The 20,753-nt window shown below is 70.7% G+C and carries 20 protein-coding genes; 7 read left to right on the top strand and 13 right to left on the bottom strand.

Annotated features, from left to right (window positions below):
• Positions 1-27: 27 nt before the first annotated feature.
• Positions 28-1,350, bottom strand: coding sequence for a bifunctional o-acetylhomoserine/o-acetylserine sulfhydrylase (locus tag PIR02_00390; GenBank protein WZH37133.1), 1,323 nt, complete (start codon positions 1,348-1,350; stop codon positions 28-30).
• Positions 1,351-1,497: 147 nt separating this feature from the next.
• On the opposite strand from PIR02_00390, the gene PIR02_00385 reads away from it, so the two are divergent.
• Both PIR02_00385 and PIR02_00380 read left to right on the top strand, forming a co-directional pair.
• On the top strand, positions 1,498-2,280 hold the full coding sequence (locus PIR02_00385) for an SDR family oxidoreductase (protein WZH37132.1): 783 nt from the start codon (positions 1,498-1,500) through the stop codon (positions 2,278-2,280).
• Between the two features lie 27 nt (positions 2,281-2,307).
• Positions 2,308-4,494: a hypothetical protein gene (locus tag PIR02_00380; protein WZH37131.1), complete on the top strand. Its 2,187-nt coding sequence runs from the start codon at positions 2,308-2,310 to the stop codon at positions 4,492-4,494.
• Positions 4,495-4,597: 103 nt separating this feature from the next.
• Here PIR02_00380 and PIR02_00375 read toward each other — a convergent pair whose 3' ends face one another.
• Positions 4,598-6,097, bottom strand: a complete 1,500-nt coding sequence (locus tag PIR02_00375; protein ID WZH37130.1) for an MFS transporter — start codon at positions 6,095-6,097, stop codon at positions 4,598-4,600.
• A 187-nt stretch (positions 6,098-6,284) separates the two neighbouring features.
• On the opposite strand from PIR02_00375, the gene PIR02_00370 reads away from it, so the two are divergent.
• The 3 genes from PIR02_00370 to PIR02_00360 all read left to right on the top strand — a co-directional run bounded on the left by PIR02_00370 (position 6,285) and on the right by PIR02_00360 (position 8,126).
• Positions 6,285-6,770, top strand: a complete 486-nt coding sequence (locus PIR02_00370; GenBank protein ID WZH37129.1) for a phosphoribosyltransferase — start codon at positions 6,285-6,287, stop codon at positions 6,768-6,770.
• Positions 6,767-7,453 carry a uracil-DNA glycosylase gene (locus PIR02_00365; GenBank protein WZH37128.1) on the top strand — a complete coding sequence of 229 codons (687 nt, stop codon included), beginning with the start codon at positions 6,767-6,769 and terminating at the stop codon, positions 7,451-7,453. The genes PIR02_00370 and PIR02_00365 overlap by 4 nt, the downstream gene beginning before the upstream one ends.
• A 61-nt stretch (positions 7,454-7,514) precedes the next feature.
• Entirely contained in the window at positions 7,515-8,126 is a 612-nt protein-coding gene (locus PIR02_00360; protein ID WZH37127.1) for a GNAT family N-acetyltransferase, read from the top strand.
• Between the two features lie 177 nt (positions 8,127-8,303).
• Here PIR02_00360 and PIR02_00355 read toward each other — a convergent pair whose 3' ends face one another.
• The gene (locus PIR02_00355; GenBank protein WZH37126.1) at positions 8,304-9,020 is read right to left on the bottom strand and encodes an alpha/beta hydrolase; all 717 of its coding nucleotides are present in this window, start codon (positions 9,018-9,020) and stop codon (positions 8,304-8,306) included.
• Between the two features lie 73 nt (positions 9,021-9,093).
• On the opposite strand from PIR02_00355, the gene PIR02_00350 reads away from it, so the two are divergent.
• The gene (locus tag PIR02_00350) at positions 9,094-9,798 is read left to right on the top strand and encodes a WYL domain-containing protein (GenBank protein ID WZH37125.1); all 705 of its coding nucleotides are present in this window, start codon (positions 9,094-9,096) and stop codon (positions 9,796-9,798) included.
• Between the two features lie 129 nt (positions 9,799-9,927).
• On the opposite strand, the gene PIR02_00345 is transcribed toward PIR02_00350, so the two are convergent.
• The 4 genes from PIR02_00345 to PIR02_00330 form a co-directional block, all read right to left on the bottom strand.
• Positions 9,928-10,254: a hypothetical protein gene (locus tag PIR02_00345; GenBank protein WZH37124.1), complete on the bottom strand. Its 327-nt coding sequence runs from the start codon at positions 10,252-10,254 to the stop codon at positions 9,928-9,930.
• The gene (locus PIR02_00340) at positions 10,241-11,299 is read right to left on the bottom strand and encodes a M4 family metallopeptidase (GenBank protein WZH37123.1); all 1,059 of its coding nucleotides are present in this window, start codon (positions 11,297-11,299) and stop codon (positions 10,241-10,243) included. The genes PIR02_00345 and PIR02_00340 overlap by 14 nt, the downstream gene beginning before the upstream one ends.
• 210 nt (positions 11,300-11,509) lie before the next feature.
• Complete coding sequence (locus PIR02_00335; protein ID WZH37122.1) at positions 11,510-12,889, bottom strand: pyridoxal-dependent decarboxylase; 1,380 nt, start codon at positions 12,887-12,889, stop codon at positions 11,510-11,512.
• Positions 12,886-14,082, bottom strand: a complete 1,197-nt coding sequence (locus PIR02_00330) for an MFS transporter (protein ID WZH37121.1) — start codon at positions 14,080-14,082, stop codon at positions 12,886-12,888. The genes PIR02_00335 and PIR02_00330 overlap by 4 nt, the downstream gene beginning before the upstream one ends.
• A gap of 154 nt (positions 14,083-14,236) precedes the next feature.
• Here PIR02_00330 and PIR02_00325 point away from each other — a divergent pair, with 154 nt between their 5' ends.
• Positions 14,237-14,626: a helix-turn-helix domain-containing protein gene (locus tag PIR02_00325; GenBank protein WZH37120.1), complete on the top strand. Its 390-nt coding sequence runs from the start codon at positions 14,237-14,239 to the stop codon at positions 14,624-14,626.
• A gap of 124 nt (positions 14,627-14,750) precedes the next feature.
• Here PIR02_00325 and PIR02_00320 read toward each other — a convergent pair whose 3' ends face one another.
• From PIR02_00320 to PIR02_00295, 6 genes are all read right to left on the bottom strand, one after another.
• Positions 14,751-15,542 carry an ATP-binding cassette domain-containing protein gene (locus PIR02_00320; protein WZH37119.1) on the bottom strand — a complete coding sequence of 264 codons (792 nt, stop codon included), beginning with the start codon at positions 15,540-15,542 and terminating at the stop codon, positions 14,751-14,753.
• Positions 15,539-16,366: an ABC transporter ATP-binding protein gene (locus tag PIR02_00315; protein WZH37118.1), complete on the bottom strand. Its 828-nt coding sequence runs from the start codon at positions 16,364-16,366 to the stop codon at positions 15,539-15,541. Before PIR02_00315 ends, PIR02_00320 begins: the two co-directional genes overlap by 4 nt.
• Positions 16,363-17,232, bottom strand: a complete 870-nt coding sequence (locus PIR02_00310) for an ABC transporter permease (GenBank protein WZH37117.1) — start codon at positions 17,230-17,232, stop codon at positions 16,363-16,365. Before PIR02_00310 ends, PIR02_00315 begins: the two co-directional genes overlap by 4 nt.
• Positions 17,229-18,179: an ABC transporter permease gene (locus PIR02_00305; protein WZH37116.1), complete on the bottom strand. Its 951-nt coding sequence runs from the start codon at positions 18,177-18,179 to the stop codon at positions 17,229-17,231. The genes PIR02_00310 and PIR02_00305 overlap by 4 nt, the downstream gene beginning before the upstream one ends.
• Positions 18,176-19,693 (bottom strand): ABC transporter substrate-binding protein, encoded by a 1,518-nt coding sequence (locus PIR02_00300; protein ID WZH37115.1) that lies wholly within the window; start codon positions 19,691-19,693, stop codon positions 18,176-18,178. Before PIR02_00300 ends, PIR02_00305 begins: the two co-directional genes overlap by 4 nt.
• A 141-nt stretch (positions 19,694-19,834) precedes the next feature.
• Positions 19,835-20,752, bottom strand: a complete 918-nt coding sequence (locus tag PIR02_00295) for an alpha/beta hydrolase (GenBank protein ID WZH37114.1) — start codon at positions 20,750-20,752, stop codon at positions 19,835-19,837.
• Position 20,753 lies beyond the last annotated feature (1 nt).

The following is a 20,753-nucleotide window of genomic DNA, read 5'->3' as shown; positions in this document are numbered from 1 at the left end:
GGTCGGGGCGTTCCGTCGAGACGAGGCTCAGGCGCGCGCGGCCTCCGACAGGCGACGCGCGGCGGCGAGGGCCTGGTCGAGGTCCGCCTTGAGGTCGTCGATGTTCTCGAGACCCACCGACAGGCGCACGAGACCGGGCGTGACGCCGGCGGTCAGCTGCTGCTCGGGCGTGAGCTGCGAGTGCGTCGTCGAGGCCGGGTGGATGACGAGCGAGCGCACGTCACCGATGTTGGCGAGGTGGCTGAACAGGCTGAGCGAGTTGACGAACTCGCGGCCCGCTTCGACGCCGCCCTTGAGCTCGAACGACAGGACTGCACCGACGCCCTTCGGGGCGTAGTTGTTCGCCGCGGCGTACCAGGGCGAGGTGGGCAGGCCGGAGTAGTTCACGCTCGCGACATCGGGGTGCGACTCGAGCCACTCCGCGATCTCCTGCGCGTTCTGCACGTGGCGCTCGATGCGCAGCGACAGGGTCTCGATGCCCTGGATGAGCTGCCACGCGCTCTGCGGGGCGATCGAGGCACCCAGGTCGCGCAGCAGCTGCACGCGCGCCTTGATGACGTAGGCGAGAGCGTCGCCGACCGCCTGCGTGTAGACCGCGCCGTGGTACGAGGGGTCGGGCGTGGTCAGACCCGGGAAGCGCTCGGAGTACTCCGACCAGGGGAACCGGCCGCCGTCGACGATGACGCCGCCGATGACCGTGCCGTGGCCGCCGAGGAACTTCGTGGCGGAGTGAACGACGATGTCGGCGCCGTGCTCGAACGGACGGATGAGGTAGGGCGTGGCGATCGTGTTGTCGACGATGAGGGGCACGCCGGCGTCGTGGGCGACATCGGCGACCGTGCGGATGTCGAGCACGTTGATCTTGGGGTTGCCGATCGTCTCGGCGAAGAACAGCTTCGTGTTCGGGCGGACAGCGGCGCGCCACTCTTCGGGGTCGTCCTGGTTCTCGACGAACGTCGTCTCGATGCCGAGCTTGGCGAGGGTGTACTTGAACAGGTTGTACGTGCCGCCGTAGATCGAGCTCGACGACACGATGTGGTCGCCCGCCTGCGCGATGTTGAGCACGGCGAACGTCTCAGCCGCCTGGCCACTGGCGACGAGGAGGGCGCCGGTGCCGCCCTCGAGGCCGGCGACGCGCTGCTCGACGACGTCTTGCGTGGGGTTCTGGATGCGGGTGTAGATGTTGCCGAACTCCGCCAGCGCGAAGAGGTTCGCCGCGTGGTCGGCGTTGTCGAACACGTACGAGGTGGTCTGGTAGATGGGCGTGGCGCGCGCCTTGGTGACCGGATCCGGCTGAGCGCCCGTGTGGATCTGCTTGGTCTCGAAACGCCAGTTCTCGGGTGCCGACATGGCTACTCCTCTGCTCTGGTGGCCGAGGCGGTCGCCGTGGCCTGATGCGAGCGTAGACACCGCCTCCGACGCCCGACAACACCGGGGGTCACGGGCCGTAACACCCTGGTGACCGCCGGGAGGAACGGCACGGGTAGCGTGGATGCCATGACGCGACGCGCAGTGGTGACCGGGGCCAGTTCGGGTATCGGAGAGGCGACGGCGCGACTGCTGCGTGCGCGGGGATGGGACGTCGTGGGCGTCGCCCGCCGCGCCGACCGGCTCGCCGCCCTCGAGGCCGAGACGGGTGTGGTGGCCCGCGCCGCCGACCTGACCGACGCCGACGACGTCGCGGCGCTCGCCGCCTGGCTCGACGAGACGGGCGGCGTCGACGCCCTCGTGCAGGTCGCCGGGGGAGCGCGCGGCAGCGACCGCGTCGAGGACGGCGATCCCGAGGACTGGCGCTGGATGTTCGAGGCCAACGTGCTCGCGTCGCAGCGGCTCGTGGCATCCCTCCTGCCGGTGCTCCGGCGCGCTGCCGACGCTGCCGGCCACGCCGACCTGTTGTTCGTCACCTCGACGGCCGCGCAGAACGCGTACCCGGGCGGGGGCGGCTACAACGCGGCGAAGGCCGGAGAGTCGATGCTCGTGCACGCCCTGCGTCAGGAGCTGAACGGGGAGCCGCTGCGGGTCATCGAGATCGCGCCGGGCATGGTGCGCACCGAAGAGTTCACCCTCAACCGTCTCGGCGGGGATCAGGATGCCGCCGACAAGCTGTACGAGGGCGTCGAGGCGCCGCTCGTGGCCGACGACGTCGCCGACGTCATCGCGTACGCCCTCGGGGCGCCGGGTCACGTCAACCTCGACCTCGTCACGGTGCGTCCGGTCGCGCAGTCGGCGCAGCACCTGCTCGCGCGCGGGCCCTTGCGCGTGCGAGACACGCAGGGCTGAGCCGTGACCGCGGGGGGCGGACGGGCGGTGGACCCCGACGCGTTGCGCGTGCGGCCGCGCGGGAGCGAGGTGCGGCGCTTCTGGACGGGATTCGTCGCCGAACATCCGCAGGTGGGCGGAGGGCCGTCTCTGGCTCTGCGCGTCATCGCCGTGGGATCGACGGCGGTCGTCGGGGTGCTCGCGGCCCTTGTGATCTCCGGGATCATCGCCTACGCCGCGGGGGCGAGTCCGTACCGCGCAGACGCCATCGGGCGGGCCATGCCGAGCGCCATCGTGCTCGGCATCCTGTTTCTTTTCCTGTTGTGGATCTCGGTGCGTCTCGTCCGCGGCCGGTCCCGCCTCCGCCGGCACTGGGCGCTCGCGCATTTCGCGGACGCCAACGGGCTGGTCTATGAACCGGGTGCCGCGACCGGGTACGTCCCGGGCTGGGGGCGGCGTCCCGGCGAGGTGACGGTTCTGGGCGCGGTCCGGTCGCGGGCAGGGGTGCGGCCGTCGCGCGCGTGGGCCGATCTCGAGCTCCGCGACCGGATGAGCAGCGCCTACACGAGCGTGCAGCGGGTGGGGATGATCGGGATCGGGCTGGCACGTCCGGCACCCGACCTGGTGCTGCGGCCCATCGATGAGGCGACCGCGTCGCTGCCCGAACCCCGGTTGGTCGCTCGGAACGCGGTGATCGGCGACGGCGATCATGCCGCGGTGCTGTTCTGCGCCCCTGACGACGCGGATGCCGCGCGGGAATTCTTCACGCCCGGTCTGCGTCGGCTGATCGGAGAGGGCTGGCAGATCGAGACGAGCGGCACCGCGATCCTGCTGATCCGTCGGGCCGCCGTCGTCACGATCGATCCCGCCGAGTGGTCGCGACTCCTCGAGACCGCGGACGCGGCCGTCGCAGCCCTCGCGCCCTCGTTCCGCGACGACGGGAGCGGCGCGGCGCCGGCCGCCGCCGGCGTGATCGTGACCCGCGACCGTCCGGCGCGGCGGGGGCCCTCGCACGACGGTCGAGAGATTCCCGACCACGCCTCCCCTCGACCGACGCGCTCGGCGCCGGCCGCTGCGGCGTCGTCGATGGCCGTCGCCGGCGCGCCCGCTGTCCCCCAGGCCGAGCCGGCTCACGGCGCACGCACCCTGAATCTCGACGCCCTCCACGCGAGACCGCACCCCGGTGAGGTCCGCGCCTTCTGGGCGGAGCTGCAGAAGGAGGTGCCGCGAGTCCGTGACCCGGAGAATCGCGGGCGCCGTCGGCTCGCGCTCATCCTCACGACCTCCTGCTCCCTGCTCGTGCTCGGCCTGGGGGCGGGCGTCATCGACGAGCTCCGGACGACCGGCTGGGCGGCTCCCGACCAGCTGTTCGGGAGAGCCATGCTGCTCCTCGGCTCGGCGGGTGTCCTGGTCTTCTCGGTGTGGCTCCTCGTGCGCACGAACCAGCGCCGCACGTCGCCGCGCACACATTGGACGCTGACGCGTTTCGCGGACGACAATGCGATGGAGTACATCCCCGGTCCACGATCAGGAACCCTGCGCGCATGGCGCGACCGTGCGGGCCATACCGCGGCGCGCATCATGCGGATGCAGACGCGCACCGGACGGGGGGTCGAGTGGGCCGACTACGAGGTGCGCCGATTCTCAATCGGCTTCACGTACGGTCATTTCGGCGGATGGATCGCCATTCGGCTGGGCCGGCCGCTGCCGCACATCGTGCTGCGCGCGACGGATCGCGGCACGCGACGGTTCTCCATGGGGTACATACCCGATGCCGCGCAGCGGCTGTCGCTCGAAGGCGACTTCGACGAGCATTTCGAGCTGTACTGCCCTGCCGGCTACGAGCAGGACGCCCTCTACCTGTTCACCCCCGACGTGATGTCGCGCGCCATCGACGGGGCAGGGGGGTGGGACATCGAGATCGTCGACGACACCCTCTTGCTCGTGAACCCGCGCGACGTCGTCACCACCGATCCCGAGCGCTGGATCGAGGTCACACGCACCGCTGACGCGTTCGCGGCGAAGATCGACCGGTGGGAGCGGTGGCGCGACGATCGCGTCGAGTCGACCGACGCGGCCCTGACGGACGGCTTGAGCATCGACGCGGGCGACGTCGACGTGGCACCCGCGGGTCGCCGTCTGCGCACGTCGTGGACGTTCTTCGCGTGGCTCTCGCTCATCGCCCTGGCGGCGTTCCTGATCGGCGGCCTCGTGCTCGGCAAGCTGTTGTCGTGATCCCTCCTCCGTGACCCGTGGACCACGGGGCCTCGCGCCGCGGGCTCAGGCCACGACGCCGCGCCCGGCGGTCTCAGCCCCCGGGCATCGTTCCCCGCCGGTCTCAGGCCACGACGCCGCGCCCGGCGCCGGCCGCCGCTTCCTCTTCCGCCGTGTCGGCGAACGCCACCTTCGGCACGAACACGAGCAGCACGGCCGCGACGAACCCGCCGGCCGCGCAGATGATCCACACCGTCAGGTACCCCGACAGCGGCGCCGCGGTCTCGGCCACGACCGCTCCCGCTCCGCCCGCGAGCACCACACCGAACACCGCCGACGACATGGTGCCGCCGATCGTCTTGGTGGTGTTGGTCAAGGCTGACGCCACACCCGTCTGTCCGCGCGGAGCCGCGGCCGCGGCGGCGGCGGGCATCGCCGCCACGAGTGCGCCCGACCCGAGGCCGGCGATGCTCAGGCACAGCAGCACCTGCCAGAGCTCGACGTGGAGGGGGAGGAGCAGCGCGTAGCCGACGCCCACGAGAGTGGCGGCCACGATCAACGTCACTCGGGGGTTGGCGCGACGCGACGTCACGGCGAACAGCACCGCGCCCGCGATCAGCGAGACGAGGTAGACGCCGATGATGTTGGAGCGTCCCGAGGCGTCGAGCCCGAGTCCGTAGCCGAGCGCGCGGTCGGTGCCGGCATACGTTGCCAGCGGCCCCTGCGCTCCGAGCAGGCTGAGACCCACGAGGAACGCCGTCACCTGCACCGGCCACATCTCGGGGCGGCGCAGCACGCGGATGTCGACGGCCGGGTCGGGCTGACGCAGTTCGAACAGAACGAAGACGACACCGAGCACGACACCCGCGATGAGCAGCCCGACGATCACCGCCGGACCGGGACCGTCGGGCAGACGGACGAACGAGAGGGCACCGGTGACGCAGAGCAGCGCCGCCGCCAGGATGACGAAACCACCGGTGTCCAGGCGTCGCTGGCCGGAGGACGGCTCCGATTCGGGCACGCCCCACCAGATGACCAGGCACACCAGCGTGACGACGATGGCGGGCACCGCGAGAGAGAGGCGCAGGTCCCCGCCGGTCGCCGCGAACAGGCGCCCGGCGGCGAGCGCTCCGGCGATGGCCCCGACCTGCAGCCCCACCACCAGAAGTCCCGCGGCGCGGCGTGTCTGCGAGACGCCCCTCTTCTGGCGGCGACCCCGGTCGAAGATGAGGGCGATCTCCAGCGGGAGCCACACGACGTAGAACCCTTGCAGCGCCCACGCCAGCAAGAACGTCGTGAACGAGTCGGCGAAGACGAGCCACCAACTCGCCGCCGCCGTCGCGATCGCCGAGAACAGCAGGATGCGCTTGTGCCCGAACATGTCGCCGAGTTTGGCGAGCACCGGCAGCACGAGCGCCGACAGCAGCAGCTGGGCGGCCTCGAACCAGTTCACATCGGCATCGCGGATGCCGAGGTGCACGACGATGTCGGGGAGCAGTGGCACGTAGAACCCCTGCAGGATGCCGCTGGCGAGCTCCACCAGCACGAACCAGCCGATGAGGCCCGCGGTGACCCCGAGCGCGGAGCCGCGCATCCGGCCGACCGCGCCGGAGACGCGTGACATGGCGCGACGATAGCACCGCCCGAGTCCGGCATCCGGGAAGGTATTGCCCGCCCGCGCGGCGGTGCGGGCGCCGCCCGGGCGACAGGGGGGGGCGGGGTATGGGTGACGCGGGGCCGAGGCACTGACCCGGCACGACGGCGTCCTGCCGACGCCCTAGGGTGAGAGCAGTCGAGGAGAGGAGTCCGGTGTGACGGACGAGCGCGAACGGTTGAGCTGGGACGACTTCGGAGCGGCGACCCGCGACATCTCCCGGGAGATCGTGGCCGACGGCTTCGAGCCCGAGGTGGTCGTGGCGATCGCGCGCGGCGGTCTGCTCCCCGGCGGCGCCATCGCGTACGGCCTCGGCGTGAAGAACTGCGGTGCCCTGAACGTGGAGTTCTACACCGGCGTGGGCACGGTGCTCGACGCTCCCGAAGTGCTCCCGCCCGCCCTCGACCTGTCGTACCTGAGCGGGCGGCGTGTGCTCCTCGTCGACGACGTCGCCGACAGCGGCCGCACCCTCGACCTGGCCGTCACGCTCCTCGCGCGCCACGGGGCCGAGGCGCGCTCAGCGGTGATCTACACGAAGCCGTCGACGATCATCACCCCCGATTACTCGTGGAAGGACACCGATCTGTGGATCGACTTCCCCTGGTCGTTCCAGGGGTCGGTCCACGAAGAAGACGCGGCGTGACGGCGAAGTCCCTCGCCGAGCTCGCGGACGCGGGGCTCATCCACGCGTCGTGGGTGGAGCCGCTCGCTCCGGTCGCCGCGGACATCGCCGCGCTGGGGGAACGCCTGCGTAGTGAGGGGAAGCCGTACCTGCCGGCGGGCGACCTCGTCCTGCGCGCCTTCCGGACCCCGCTCGAGGCGGTCCGCGTGCTCATCGTGGGCCAGGACCCGTACCCCACTCCGGGCCACCCCATCGGGCTGTCGTTCGCCGTTGACCCTCACGTGCGTCCGCTGCCGCGGAGCCTGTCGAACATCTACCGCGAGCTCTCCGACGACCTCGGCATCGACCCCGCGCCGCACGGCGACCTGTCGGCCTGGGGCGCGCAGGGCGTCATGCTGCTGAACAGGGTGCTGACCGTCGCCCCGGGTGCCCCGGCGTCCCACCGCGGATGGGGCTGGGAGCGCGTGACCGAGCACGCCATCCGCTGCCTCGTCGCGCGCACGTCGCCGCTGGTGGCGGTGCTGTGGGGGAGGGATGCCATGAACCTCCGGCCCCTGCTCGGCGACACCGCGATCGTGTCGTCGGCGCACCCCTCGCCACTGTCGGCGAGCCGCGGCTTCTTCGGGTCCAAGCCGTTCTCGCGCGTCAACGCGCTCCTCGTCGAGCAGGGCGCCGACCCCGTCGATTGGCGTGTTCCGTCCTGACGTCGCCGCGCGCGGTCCGAGGACACACGCCCGAAACCGGGTCGTGCGTAAAGTGGCGTGCGTGCTGGAAGAGGAGTACGAGAAGAGCCGTCGGCGTTTGCCCGCGCATCTGCGCCGCGCGCCCGAGCCCGAGCGGCCGTTCTCGTACGTGATCCGTCCCGCCACCGAAGCCGACATCCCCGATATCCGGGAGATCTACAACTACTACGTGCGTAACTCGGTCGTCACCTTCGATGAGAAGGCCTGGTCGATCGCGAAGTGGCGTGACAAGTACGCCACGCTCAAGCGCCTGGGCCTGCCCTTCCTCGTCGCGCAGTCTCCGAGCGGGCAGATCCTCGGGTACGCCCTCGTACAGCCCTGGCAGTCGAAGTCGGCCTACCGGTACACCGTCGAGAATTCCATCTACCTCGGCCAGGCGGCCGCGGGGAAGGGGCTCGGCCGCGCGATGCTGGAGGCCCTCATCGCCGCGTGTCAGGAGCTCGGCATCCGCGAGATGGTCGCCGCGATCAGCGACAAAGGCGCCGACGCGTCGATCGCACTGCATGAGAAGCTCGGGTTCACCGAGGTGGGGCGCATGGGTCGCGTGGGTTTCAAGTTCGGCCGCTGGCTCGGGGTCGTGTACCTGCAGAAGAGCATCCCGTCGAAGAAGAAGCGGCGCAAGCTCTTCGGCTGACGCGGGCGCCCTGCTCCGGGGGACGGTGGCACGAGCGCGCACCTGGATGCCGCGTCCGGATGCCGGGTCCGGATGCCGCGTGAGGCGGGCGAAACTCCTGAGTTGTCGGCCGCCGGATGCCTGTTCTTCCCCCGCGCGATGGTCGAGGTCCGGTGTCTCAGGAGTTTCGCCCGCTTCTCAGTCTTGGCGTGCGGCCGCGAGGAGCACCTCGGCGAGGTCGCGCGGGCGGGACCACATCGGCCAGTGCCCGGTGGGGAGATCCACCGACTCCGTGCGCGTGAGCCGGGCGACGTCGGCGAACATCGGATGGCCCGTTCCCGCGAGTTCATGCACCTGGGCGCTCGGGAGCGAACAACACACGAGGGTCGTCGGGACGTGGTGTCGGGCCTCGTTGCTCAGATTCACGGCCTGGCGGAGGACCGGGGCCGGTTCGGTGACGGCGCGGTCGCGGAACCGCTCGAGCTGTTCGGTGGTCAGCCCCTCGAGGCTCGCCTGCTGCGCGAGGGCCTCGAACGGCGGGAGAGGCAGGTCCCTTACTTGTGCCGGAAGGTCGGGCGCGAACGCCTTTCCGTTCCAGGGGCCCGAGTCGACCCAGACGACCCGGTGGACGAGCTCGGGATGCCGATCCAGCGTGACGCTGACGGGAGCGTTGGCGCCGCTGTGCGCGACGAGGACAGCCGGCGCGTCGAGGCTCTCGAGGAGATCGACGATGGCGTCGGCCTGGTCGTAGATTGTCCTGCTCGTGCGGTCGCGATCATCGGGGTCGAGACCCGGCAGCGTCAGGGCCACGGAACGCGTGGAGGGGAGATGGGCGACGACATCGTCCCAGGCCCAGGCACCGAGCCAATGGCCGGCGAGGAGGACGAGGGGCGAGGTTCCGGTGGTGGTGTTCATGAACACAGCTTCGAGGGGGGTCCGGGCGGCGGTATGTCACTATTTCTGTCATGAATGTTCGAGGGGGCGGCCGATGAAGCGCGCGGAGCGACTGCACGCCTTGACGGAGATGCTGCGTCGTCACGGCGCTCGCGGGTGTTCGGCCGAGAAGATGGCGCGCGAGTTCTCCGTCTCGGTTCGGACGGTGAAGCGCGATCTCGCAGCGCTCGAGCGCAGCGGCGCGCCGGTCTGGTCGCGTCCCGGTCCGGGCGGCGGGTACGGACTCGCGGTGGGCTCGTCTCTCCCGCCGGTCACCCTGTCACCCGCGCAGGCGGTCGCCCTCCTGGCGGCGGTCGCCGCGAATCCCGACGCGCCGTACAACGATCTGGCGCGCGCGGGGGTGGCGAAGATCCTCGATGTCGTCGATCCCCGTACACGGGCGCGGGCGGAAGAGCTCGCCGGGCGCGTGTGGGTCGATGCTCCCGCGTCCGCGTCGCGCGCGGTGCGGTCGGCGCTCGAGGAGGCACTGGCAGACCAACGGGTTGTCCGGCTGAGGTACACGTCCGCTGTGGGTCAGACGACCACTCGCGATGTCGAACCTGTGCTGTTCGCGTCCAGAGGAGGTCGATGGTTCCTCATCGGGTGGTGCCGCCTGCGCGATGGCATGCGATGGTTCGACCTGACGCGGATCGAACGGGCCTCGCTCCTCGCCGGCACATGCAGCGGCCACACGATCGCGGAGGTGGGGGAGCCACCCCGGACGTCGCAATCGGTGAGTGGTGTGGGCTCGGCGCGGTGAAGGAAATCGGCTGCAGCGCCCCACCAGGCCGAACCCCGAAAATGCGGCGCCCGGATGCTGCAGCCGGTGTCGCCGTGGGGCTCTGTCCCCTTTTGCCCGCTCGGCGGAGGTGCAGAACCCGGCATCGTCTCAGCGCGCGCGGGACCCCGGCGACGCGGCCTGGCGCACCTCGTCGACGAGCGTGCGCCACGGGCCCGCGATCTGACCGTCCGTCAAGCGGGCCTGGCGAACCGCGGCGTCGCCTCGCCGCACCTCGATGCGCCAGTGGTAACGGTCGGCGCCGGACGCCGGTGCGAGGGGAGCGTCCCAGGGGCAGCTGTCGACGAGCTCCCGCCAGTGCGGGGCCCGTTCGGGATCGGGTTCGGCCCGCCACTGCTTCGACAGCCCGGCGATGCCGCCCGAGCGCACGACGACGATCGCGAAGCGCTCGTCGTTCGCGGTCTCAGGCTGCGGCATCCTCCTCGACGCCGACCCCGGCCCACGCGGCGCGGACGGCGGCGACCTCCTCCGACTCCTCACCGTACTCGCTGGCCGCGGCGACGAGGGTGGCACGGGCGAACGCGGGGAAGTCGGCCGTGGGCGAGAGCGTGCCCGCGGTGATCGTGCGATACCAGATGAGTCCGGCCCGCTCCCAGGCGTAGCCGCCGAGCTCCGTCGCGGCGAGGAAGAAGGCGCGGTTCGGGATTCCGGAGTTGATGTGCACGCCCCCGCTGTCGTCATCGGTGACGACGTAGTCACGCATGTGTCCCGGCTGCGGGTCTTTCCCGAGAACGTCGTCGTCGTACGCGGTGCCCGGGGCCTTCATCGACCGCAGTGCGTCGCCCTGCACGTCATCGGCGAAGATGCCCGCGCCGATCAGCCACGATGCCTCGTCGGCGCGCTGGCCGAGGTGGTGCTGCTCGGCGAGAGCACCGAACACGTCGGACAGCGATTCGTTCAGCGCGCCCGACTGTCCCTGGTACTCGAGGCCCCCGGCGGCCTCGGTCACCCCGTGGCCGAGCTCGTGCGCGATGACGCTGAGCGAGCGCGTGAACCCCACGAACACGACGCCGTCGCCGTCGCCGAAGACCATGCGCTCCCCGTTCCAGAACGCGTTGTCGTAATCGTCGCCGTAGTGCACGGTCGCGAGCAGGGATCCGCCGGTCGCGTCGATGCCGTCGCGCGAGAACGCATCCCAGAAGAAGTCGTAGGTGGCGCCGAGCCCGTCGTAGGCCTCGTCGACGGCATCGTCGCCCGTGGGCGGCTCGTCTTCGCTGCGCACGCGTCGCCCGGGCAGGTTCTCGGAGTTCTGCGCGTCGGAGATGATGCGGTCGGGAGCAGGCACGGCCTCGGCGACGAGCGCGTCTCCGTCGATCGACAGGCGCAGCCGGGTGCGGGTGGGGCGCGGGGGACGCGGCATCGCCAGCGTCTTCCGCGCGGCGGCGGCGGCACGCGCCAGACGCGGATCGTCGGTGGAGGCGAGTCGATCGAGCAGGAACGGGGGAACGATGCCGGGGATCATGCGCCGAGGTTAGCGCCGACCTCCGACATCGCGGCATCCCTTGTCCACAGCGTGAGAGTGTCGCGGCGGCTCACGCCTCCGGTGCGGTTATCGCGCGAAGCGCGGCGAGCCGCACCTGCCTCTCGTGAGACGAGGAGGGCGGGGCGGGAGCAGGGGCCGCCACGGTGACGGTTCCCGGAGTTCCCGCACCGGCATCGTCTCGGTGGCTGTTCACTGCTTTGCGCCAGCGAGGGTGGCAAGGAGCGCATCGACGTGTTCCTGTTCGGTGCGCCAGGATGAGAGGGAGATACGGAATGCGGGCTGGCCCTGCCAGGTCGTGCCGCCGAACCATGCTTCACCCGAGTTCTGGACGTGTTCGCGCGCTCTGGCCGTCTGCTCAGCGTCGTCGCCGCGGGCGAGGACTTGGTTGAGCACGACGCGGTTGAGGACGCTGTACCCGGCTTCGCGGAGACCGTTGGCGGCGTGTTGGGCGAGGGCGATTCGGCTGTCGATCAGACCCGCCAGCCCGGTACGGCCGAGGGTGCGTAGCGCCGCCCAGGTGGGGATGCCGCGAGGCCTGCGGGAGAACTCGAGAGTGAGGTTCTTCTGCGCGTCCGCCGTGGCGGTGGAGTACGCGGCATCGGCGTTGAGGGCATCAGCGAGATGCGTGCTGTCGCGGACGATGTGGATCGCGGCGTCGTAGGGCGTGTTCAACCACTTGTGCGCGTCGGTCGTCCAACTGTCTGCCTGGTCGACGCCCGCGACGAGGTGCTGATGTGTGCGCGAGGCGCGCGCCCAGAGCCCGAAGGCGCCGTCGACGTGTACCCAGGCGCCGGCCCTCTGCGCGGCAGGGACGAGGGTGATGAACGGGTCGGATTCTCCGGTGTTCACCTCTCCCGCTTGCAGGATCAGGATGGTGCGATCGTCCAGTTCCGGCAGCATGTCGGCAATGATGCGGCCGTGTTCGTCAACGGGAGCGCGGTGGAGGTTGTCGAGCCCGAATCCCAGCAGCCGGAGTGCTTTGAGGACGGTGATGTGCGCGAGCTCGGAGACGACGACCCGCACGTCGGGGGCACCAGAGAGCCCGCGGCGGTCGACGTCCCACCCGTGCCGGCTCAGCAGCACCCGCCTGGCGGTGACCAGAGCGGTGAGGGTTCCCGCGGTGGCGCTGGTGGAGAAGCCTACGCCCGCGTCGCGGGGCAGGTCGAGCGCATCGAGGACGAGCCTGGCGGCGTGGCGTTCGAGGAGATGCGCGGCGGGAGAGTTGTCGAACGAGGACGCGGCTTGGTCCCAGGCGAGGACCAGCCGGTCGGCGGCTGCGGCGATGGGAAGCGTCGCACCGATGACGAATCCGAAGTAGCGGGGATCGTTCGACGCGACGGTCGCAGCTCCGCCTACCTCGTCGAGCGCACGAAGCGTCTCGCTCGGAGCCCACCCTGTTTCATCGAACGGAGCATCGAGGGATCGGACCGCGTCGATGGCGGCACTGTCGGGGAAGACGCGCCGGGTGCCGATCCCGGTGAGATATCGCTGGGCACGCCCGTCCGCGTCTGCGATGAGAGCGGCCTCGGTCGCGGCGTCGAGTCCATGGTGGGGTTCGTGGCTGCTCATGGGGCGCTCTCCTTCTTCTGAGTTCTTTGTCGTGCTTCGGTGATGTTTCTGGGGCGGCCTGCGCCCCACACGATGAATGCGCAGGCGGCGAAGACTGCGCCGAGGACGCTGGGCGCGCTCCATCCAGCGGCGACGTAGAGGGCGGTGCTCGCTATCGCCCCGAGGGCGGAACCGAGCGAGTAGAAGACCATGTAGCCCCCGACGACGGCACTCGACCGTTCCGGGAAGGTCGAGGTGAGCAGATGCTGGTTGCCGACGTGCACGGCTTGCACGGCGAAGTCGAGCACTACGACACCCGCGACGAGCAGCCACAACGACCACGGCAACTGTCCGATCAGGACCCAGGACCCGGCGAGCAGCACGAGCGCGATCCCGCTCACTCGGCGGACGTGCCCGGCATCCGCCCACGAACCGGCGCGTGCCGCACCGAGTGCACCGGCCAACCCGGCCAGCCCGAACAGGCCGACCTGTGTTTCGCTCAGGTGCCACGGTGACGCATGAAGCGGCAGCGCCATGCCGCTCCACAGGGTGCCGAACGACGCGAACACGAAGAACGCGATCAGACCCCGCGACCAGAACACCCGTTCCCCGGTCAGAGCGACGAGCGAGCGAAGCGCCCGACCATACGAGGGCGAGTGGTTCTCGCGGACATCGGCGGGGAGGCCCACGAAGGCGATCACCGCCACCGCGGCGGCGAGCAGGCCGAGGATGAGGTAGACGCTCTGCCAGTCCCAGGCTTGCGTCAACGCTCCGGCCAGGAAGCGACCGCCCAGGATGCCGATCACCACCCCCGAGGTCACGACGCCGATGTTGCGGCCTCGCTCGCTCGCAGGCGACACCGCAGCGGTGTAGGCGACAGCGGTCTGCACGACCACCGCGAACACCCCTGCCAGAGCGAGCCCGGCGAACGCCACCCACGCCTCGGTGGCGACAGAGGTGATGAACATGCCCACGCCGGTGAGCGCGAGCTGCACCGCGATCACGCGGCGCCGATCGAGGACATCACCGAGCGGGACGAGGAGGATCAGGCCCGCGACGTACCCGATCTGCCCCACCGCGACGAGCCCACCCGACGCCCCCGCGTCGATACCCAGCCCGCGACTCATCGAATCGAGCATCGGCTGCGCGACATAGATGCTCGACACCGCGATCCCGCACGCGACCGCAAGGAGGAGCCGATGACCGACGCTCATGCCCGCTCCAATCGGTAGCACATTGCAACTCGCATGAGGCTACGGCAGAATGGTCTCGAATCGCAACCGAATCGGGAGGGGTCGCATGATCGAGGGCACGGCGCGATCACCGAAACCCGGATGGACCGACCCGGACTGTCCCGTAGCCCGGACCGTGGACGTGGTCGGCGACAAGTGGACGCTGCTTGTGATCCGCGACGCCATGGACGGGGCGCGTTCGTTCACCGAGCTCCAGAGGCGCACCGGCATCGCGCGCAACATCCTCACCGACCGGCTTCGCAAGCTCGTCGCCTCCGGCATCCTCACCCGACAGGCCGCGCCGTCCGGCAAGCGGCAGGAGTACCTGCTCACCGATGCCGGCCACGACTTGTTCCCTGTCATCGTCGGCCTGCGCCAGTGGGGCGAACGCCACGCCTTCCTGCCCCACGAAGATCACTCGGTGCTGCTCGACAGCGACGGCCGCTCCCTCGCTCGCCTCCTTCCCACGACCGTCGACGGCGCACCAGCCAGCGACACGACCACGACCGTGCACAAGGTGACGTAGCCCCTGATCGGAGGGCCGCCCCGCCGAGCTCAGGCTTCGATGGCTCCTCGGTGCGACCTCCGACATCCGGCGGATGGACGTTCCCGGGGGATTCCGCCCTCTCGGGAATCCCTCGCCCTGTCGTCTACCCGCGCGGCAGCGTGGGGATGGATGCCAGGAGCTGCCGCGTGTACGCGGCCTGGGGCTGCAGCAGCACCTTCTCGGTGGGTCCCTGTTCGACGATCCTGCCGTCCTTCATCACCACGACCTGGTCGCAGACGTTCTGCACCACGCCGATGTCGTGCGAGACCAGCACGAGGGTCAGATCCTCTTCGTCCCGCAGGCGCGCGACCAGACGCAGGATCTGCGCCCGCACCGTCACGTCGAGCGCCGACAGAGGCTCGTCGCCGACGAGGATGCGCGGTCGGTGCACGATGGCCCGCGCGAGCGCGATGCGTTGGCGCTGGCCGCCCGAGAACTCGTGCGGGAAGCGCGTGACCATATCGGCGTCGAGACCCACCTGCTCCAGAACCTCCCGCACCCGGGCGCGGCGATCGCCCTCGATTCCGAGCGCCCACAGCGGCTCGCCCACGATGCGTCCGATGCTCATCCGCGGGTCGAGCGAGGCGTAGGGGTCTTGGAACACGATCCCGGTCGTGCGGCGGAGCCAGTGCAGCGACCGAGCCGAGCCGCGCGCGTCCACCGCGCGACCATCGACCTCGACCGTGCCCGACGAGGGAACGTCGAGCCCGAGGAGGAGCCGCACGAGGGTGGATTTGCCCGATCCCGACTCCCCGATGATGCCGACCGCGGAACCCGCGAGCACGGACAGGTCGACGTCGTCGAGACCGACCGTGCGCTCGGGCCGGCCGAGGCCACGGCGGGGCGCGGGGTAGCTGCGCGTCAGACCGCGCGCGTGGATCAGCGTGTTCGTCACGGGGCCTCCTCTCCCGAGTCCGAGGTCGCGGCCTTCGAAGAGGGGGTCTGCGGATGCCACAGCGTCGCCGTCGCGTCCCGCAGCAGGGCGCGCGTGATGGGCGACGCGGGCGCGCTCAACAGGTCGCTCACCGCGCCCTCCTCGACCACGCGGCCGTGCTCGAGGACGACCGCGTGCGTCGCGACCTGCGCGAGGACCGCGAGGTCGTGCGTGATGAAGACGAGCGACATGCCGGCATCCTGGACCAGCTCTCGCAAGAGCGACAGCACCCCGGCCTGGATGGTCACGTCGAGCGCGGTGGTCGGCTCGTCGGCGATGAGCAGGCGGGGGCGGCACGCGAGCGCCATCGCGATCGCGACGCGCTGACGCTGGCCCCCGGAGAGCTGGTGCGGGTAGCGCGAGACGATCCGCTCGGGGTCGGGCAGGGCGACGCGCCCGGCCTCGATCACCGCGCGGCGGAGTGCCTCCCGCCGCGACACCCCCTCGTGGATCCGGACGGACTCGCCGATCTGCCGCCCCACTGTCCGGAGGGGGTTGAGGGCCGTGCGCGGCTCCTGGAAGACCATGCCGACGTCGTCGCCGCGCAGCGCCGCGAGCTCGCGGTCGGGGAGGCCGAGGATCTCGCGCCCGTTCCAGCGCACGCTCCCCGTGGCGCGTGCGCCGTCGGGGAGCAGCCCCAGCACGGCCAGGGCCGTGAGCGACTTCCCCGAGCCCGATTCGCCGATGAGTCCGACGCGGGCACCGTCGGGCACCTCGAACGACACCCCGTCGACCACGGTGCGCCCACCGATGTCGATCCGAAGGTCCTGCACGAGAAGGCTCACGCGACCACCCCCGGAACGTGGATGCGGGCGGAGGGCGCGCGCTCGGCGAGCGTGGGATCGGCGGCTTCGCGCAGGGCGTCGCCGAGGAGGTTGAGTCCGAGCACGGTGAAGGTGATCGCGAGCCCCGGCCAGATGACGGTCAGCGGGTGCACCGCGATGTATCTCTGCAGGTCGCTCAGCAGCACGCCCCACGACGGCTGGGTCACGGGGGCGCCGAAGCCGAGGTACGACAGGCCGGCCTCGGCGAGCACCGCCACCGCCATGCCCCACGACAACTGCACGATGAAGACGGGCGCGACGTTCGGCAGCAGGTGCCGGGTGAGGTTCTGCCACGAGGTGAGCCCGCTCGCCCGGCCCGCGAGCACGAAGTCGCTCTGGAGGACGCGGCGCAGCTCGGGGCGCGTGACACGCGCGATGTTGACGCCGAATCCGATTCCGACGGCCCAGATCACCACGGCCAGCGAGCCACCCCAGACCGCGGAGATCATCATCGCGATGAGCAGGACGGGGAAGGCGATGAGGATGTCGACGAGCACCGCCACGCTCTCGCGCACCCAGCGCGTCGCGAGCGAGCCGAGCGCCGCGAGGGCGAGACCCAGCACGGTGGCGACGACCCCGGCGCCCACGGCGACCGCGATCGTGGTGCGCGTTCCCGCCATGAGCAGACTCGCGATGTCGCGTCCGTTGTTGTCGGTGCCCAGCACGTGCGGCCACGACGGATCCGCCCAGCGCGCGCGGGCGTCGACGGCACCGGGGTCGAAAGGCGTCCAGACGAGCGATACCAGTGCCACGACGACGAGGAGAACGACGATCAGGATGCCGAATCGGCCGGTGCTCAGGCTCCACAGGCGCTTCAGGGTGCTCACGCGGCCTCCCGCTGTCGGGGGTCGATGAGGCGGTGCACGAGGTCGACGACGAAGCCGACGACGAGCACGAAGCCGGTCAGCGCGAGGAGCTCTCCCTGGACCTTCGGCAGGTCACGCGCTGCGACGTCGGCGACGAGCATGCGCCCCACGCCGGGAAGGGTGAACAGCTGCTCGATCACGACGGCGCCCACGATGATGCCGGCGATCTGCACCCCGAGGACGGTGATGATCGAAAGGCCGACGTTGGGCAGTCCGTGGCGCAGCAGCGCGCGCGTGCGGGTGAGGCCTTTCGCGGCGGCGGTGCGGACGTAGTCCTGACCGATCGCCTGCAGGGTCGCGCTTCGCACGAAGCGCAGGAGCATCGCGCCCTCGACGACGCCGATCGTCAGCGCGGGCAGGATCAGCGCCCGTACGGCCGCACCCGGGTCGTTCCAGCCGGCCCGGGGGAAACCCTGCGGGGGAAGCCACCCCAGCCACACCGCGAAGACGACGACGAGCATCATGCCCGCCCAGACCACGGGGACGGCGGCCAGCGCCTGCGCTGCGACGCTGAGCGCGGTTCCGCCGGCGCGGTGGCGCCCGAGCGCGGAGAGGATGCCGAGCGGGATGCCGACGACGAGCGCGACCGTCAGCGACATCGCCGCGAGGGGCACGGTGACCTGCGCCTTGTCGACCAGTTCGGTCGCGACGGACGTGCCGGTGAGCAGCGAGGTCCCGAGGTCGCCGCGGAACAGACCGCCGATCCACCCGAGGTACTGCTGCCAGAGCGGGACGTTCAGACCGAGGCTCTCGCGCAGCGCCTCGACCTGTTCGGGGGTGGCCTGTGTTCCGCCGACCAGCTGGGCGACGTCGCCGGGGAGGACCCGGAGCGCGAGGAAGATCAGCGCGCTGGCCACGGCCAGGCCCAGGACGAGCAGGCCCAGCCGTGTCAGCGCATAGCGGATCACTCCGACGAGACCGTCACACCCGCGAGCGGCAGGCGCACGTTGAGGGAGTTCTGGGGGAAGTTCGCGACGTCGGTGCCGACCGCTGTCAGCGGGGTCGACAGGAACAGCCAGTCGGCGGCATCCTGATCGTCCACGATGCGGGCGGCCTCGGCGAGCAGGTCGGACGACTGCTGCTCGTCGGTGGTCGCGAGCGCCTGCGCGTACAGGTTCTGCACCTCGGCGTTGTCGAAACCGAAGTAGTACGAGGGGTTCGCCCAGTTGCCGAAGTCGCGCGCCTCGACGTGGCGCACGAAGCTCAGGTCGTAGTCGTGGTTGGTGTACACGTCGGTCAGCCACGTCGAGAAGTCGACCTGATCGACCTGCAGCTTGACGCCCACGTCGGCGAACGATGACACGAGGAAAGTGGGAATCGAGTTCGGATAGACGTTCGGGATCGTCAGCGTCAGGTCGAGGTTCTCGGCCCCGGCCTCGGCGAGCAGTTCGCGTGCGCGGTCGGGGTTGTACGAGACGCTGCCGGTGAGGTCTTCGTACCCGGGGTCCAGCGGCGGGATCGGGCCGTTGAGCGTCTGCGCCGTGATCACGGTCTGGATGAGGGCGTCGTGGTCGATCGCCAGACGCAGCGCTTCGCGCACGCGCTGGTCGTTGAGGGGGGCGCGCTGGTTGTTGAACGCCAGCGTGGCCTTGTCGGTGGTCAGGCCCGACTCGATGGTGAAGGCGCCGGTGCCCTCCACCTGACTGCGCAGTTCGGGATCCAGTTCGAGCGCCGCGTCCAGCTCTCCGGCGACGGCCGCGTTCACGGCGGCGCTGCGGTCGGGGATGTAGTCGAGCACGACCTCGGCGACACCGGCCTTGTCGCCCCAGTACCCGTCGTAGCGCGAGAGCGTGAGGCTCTGGCCGGTGTTCCACGACGAGACCGTGAACGGGCCCGTGCCGTTGGTGGCCGTGAGGAAGTCGGTCGTGTCGTCCTTCTTGAAGACGAGGCCGGCCCGGCCGGTGAGCGTGAAGAGGAAGTCGATGTTCGGCGTCGCGAGGGTGAGGACGACGGTCGACGCGTCGGGGGAGGAGATGGATGCCACGTTCGCCAGGTCGGCGCTGCTCTGCACCGTCGCGTCGTCCTTCGCCGTCTGGAGCGAGGTGACGACGTCGTCGGCGGTGAGGGCGCTGCCGTCGTGGAAGGTCACGCCCTGGCGGAGCGTGAACGTGTACGTCAGCCCGTCGGGGGAGATGGTCCAGTCGGTGGCCAGGGCGGGGATGATCGCGTTGTTCTCGTCGCCGTCGCGGGTCACGAGTCCCTGGTACACGTTGTCGATGAGGGCCTGCTCGAGTGCGGCCCCGCTCGTGTGGCGGATGTCGAGGTTCGACGGCTCCAGGGACAGACCCACCGTGAGCGTGGCGTTCGGGTTCGCCTCTCCGGTGGTGTTCGGGCCGGGGGCGTTGTCGGAGCCGGAGCAGGAGGTCAACAGCAGCGCTCCGATCAGGAGCGCGCTCGTGGCGAGAGCAGTGCGGCGCAGCATTGCGGGGATGTCCTTTCGCAGGCCGAGGCATCGGGTGCTGTGGATGCCGTGCAGGGGTGCAAACAGCCTACTTTCACCCGTATTCCCCGCGCGCCTTTCATGACGGTGAGCGACGGCTTGTGACGCCGCGCGAAGTGCGGGTCAGCTGCTCGACGCCACCGTGCGGATGAGGTCGGCAAGACCCGCAGGGTCTTCCTCCTGCGCGTTGTGCCCGGTTGCGATCACGCGGAGGTCGGCCGCGGGTACCCGCCGCACGAATTCGTCTGCATCGTCGGAGGTGACGAAGCCGCGCTCACCGCGCACCAGCGTCACGGGGCGATCCACCTGGGACAGGTCGTCCCACCCTGTGCTCGCGAGCACCGCGCGCACGGCATCCGGGGTCGACGGATCGGAGCCCGCGTTCACCGCAGCGGCGGCGAGATGGGCGAAATGGTGCTTCCACTCCACCCGCCCGTCGGGGCGCACCCGGGAGTTGTGGAACACCCCGCGGGCCGCGGCCTCGCGCGATCCGCCGAGACCGAACGACAGTGCGCGGTCGACGAGATCGTCTCGGGATGCCCAGTCGGTCGGCCCGGCGAAGAAGGCGCGAAGCTGGGCGGGCCCCGCGCTCGCGTCGATCCCCGGTGTGATGTCGACGATGACGACCCGCTCGACCAGATCGGCTCGGGATGCCGTTGCAGCGGCGGCCGTGAGACCACCGAGCGAGTGGCCCACGAGCGTCTGCGGGCCCTCCGTCCATGCCTCGAGGGCGGTCACCACGTCGGGTGCGAGGACGCGCGCGACATAGGCTCCGTCGGCGCGCCAGGACGAGTCCCCGTGGCCGGGGAGGTCGAGAGCGAGCGCGGGGAGTCCGAGGTGCAGGAGCGTGGTGTCCCAGGTGTGCGCGTTCAACCCGGCACCGTGCAGCAGCGTCACCGCCGGGGGAGCGTCGCCCCAGCGCAGTCCGCTCAGCGTCCGCCCGTCGTGGAGGGTCAACTGCACGCGCCGCACGGAGGGCGTCGGGCGACCGGCCTCGGTGGCCTGGGCGGGCAGGAACGAGAATTCGTCGACCTCGGGCATG

The sequence above is a fragment of the Microbacterium enclense genome, assembly GCA_038182865.1.
Lineage (GTDB): Bacteria > Actinomycetota > Actinomycetes > Actinomycetales > Microbacteriaceae > Microbacterium > Microbacterium enclense_B.
This window is presented reverse-complemented; position numbering and strand designations above follow the sequence as displayed.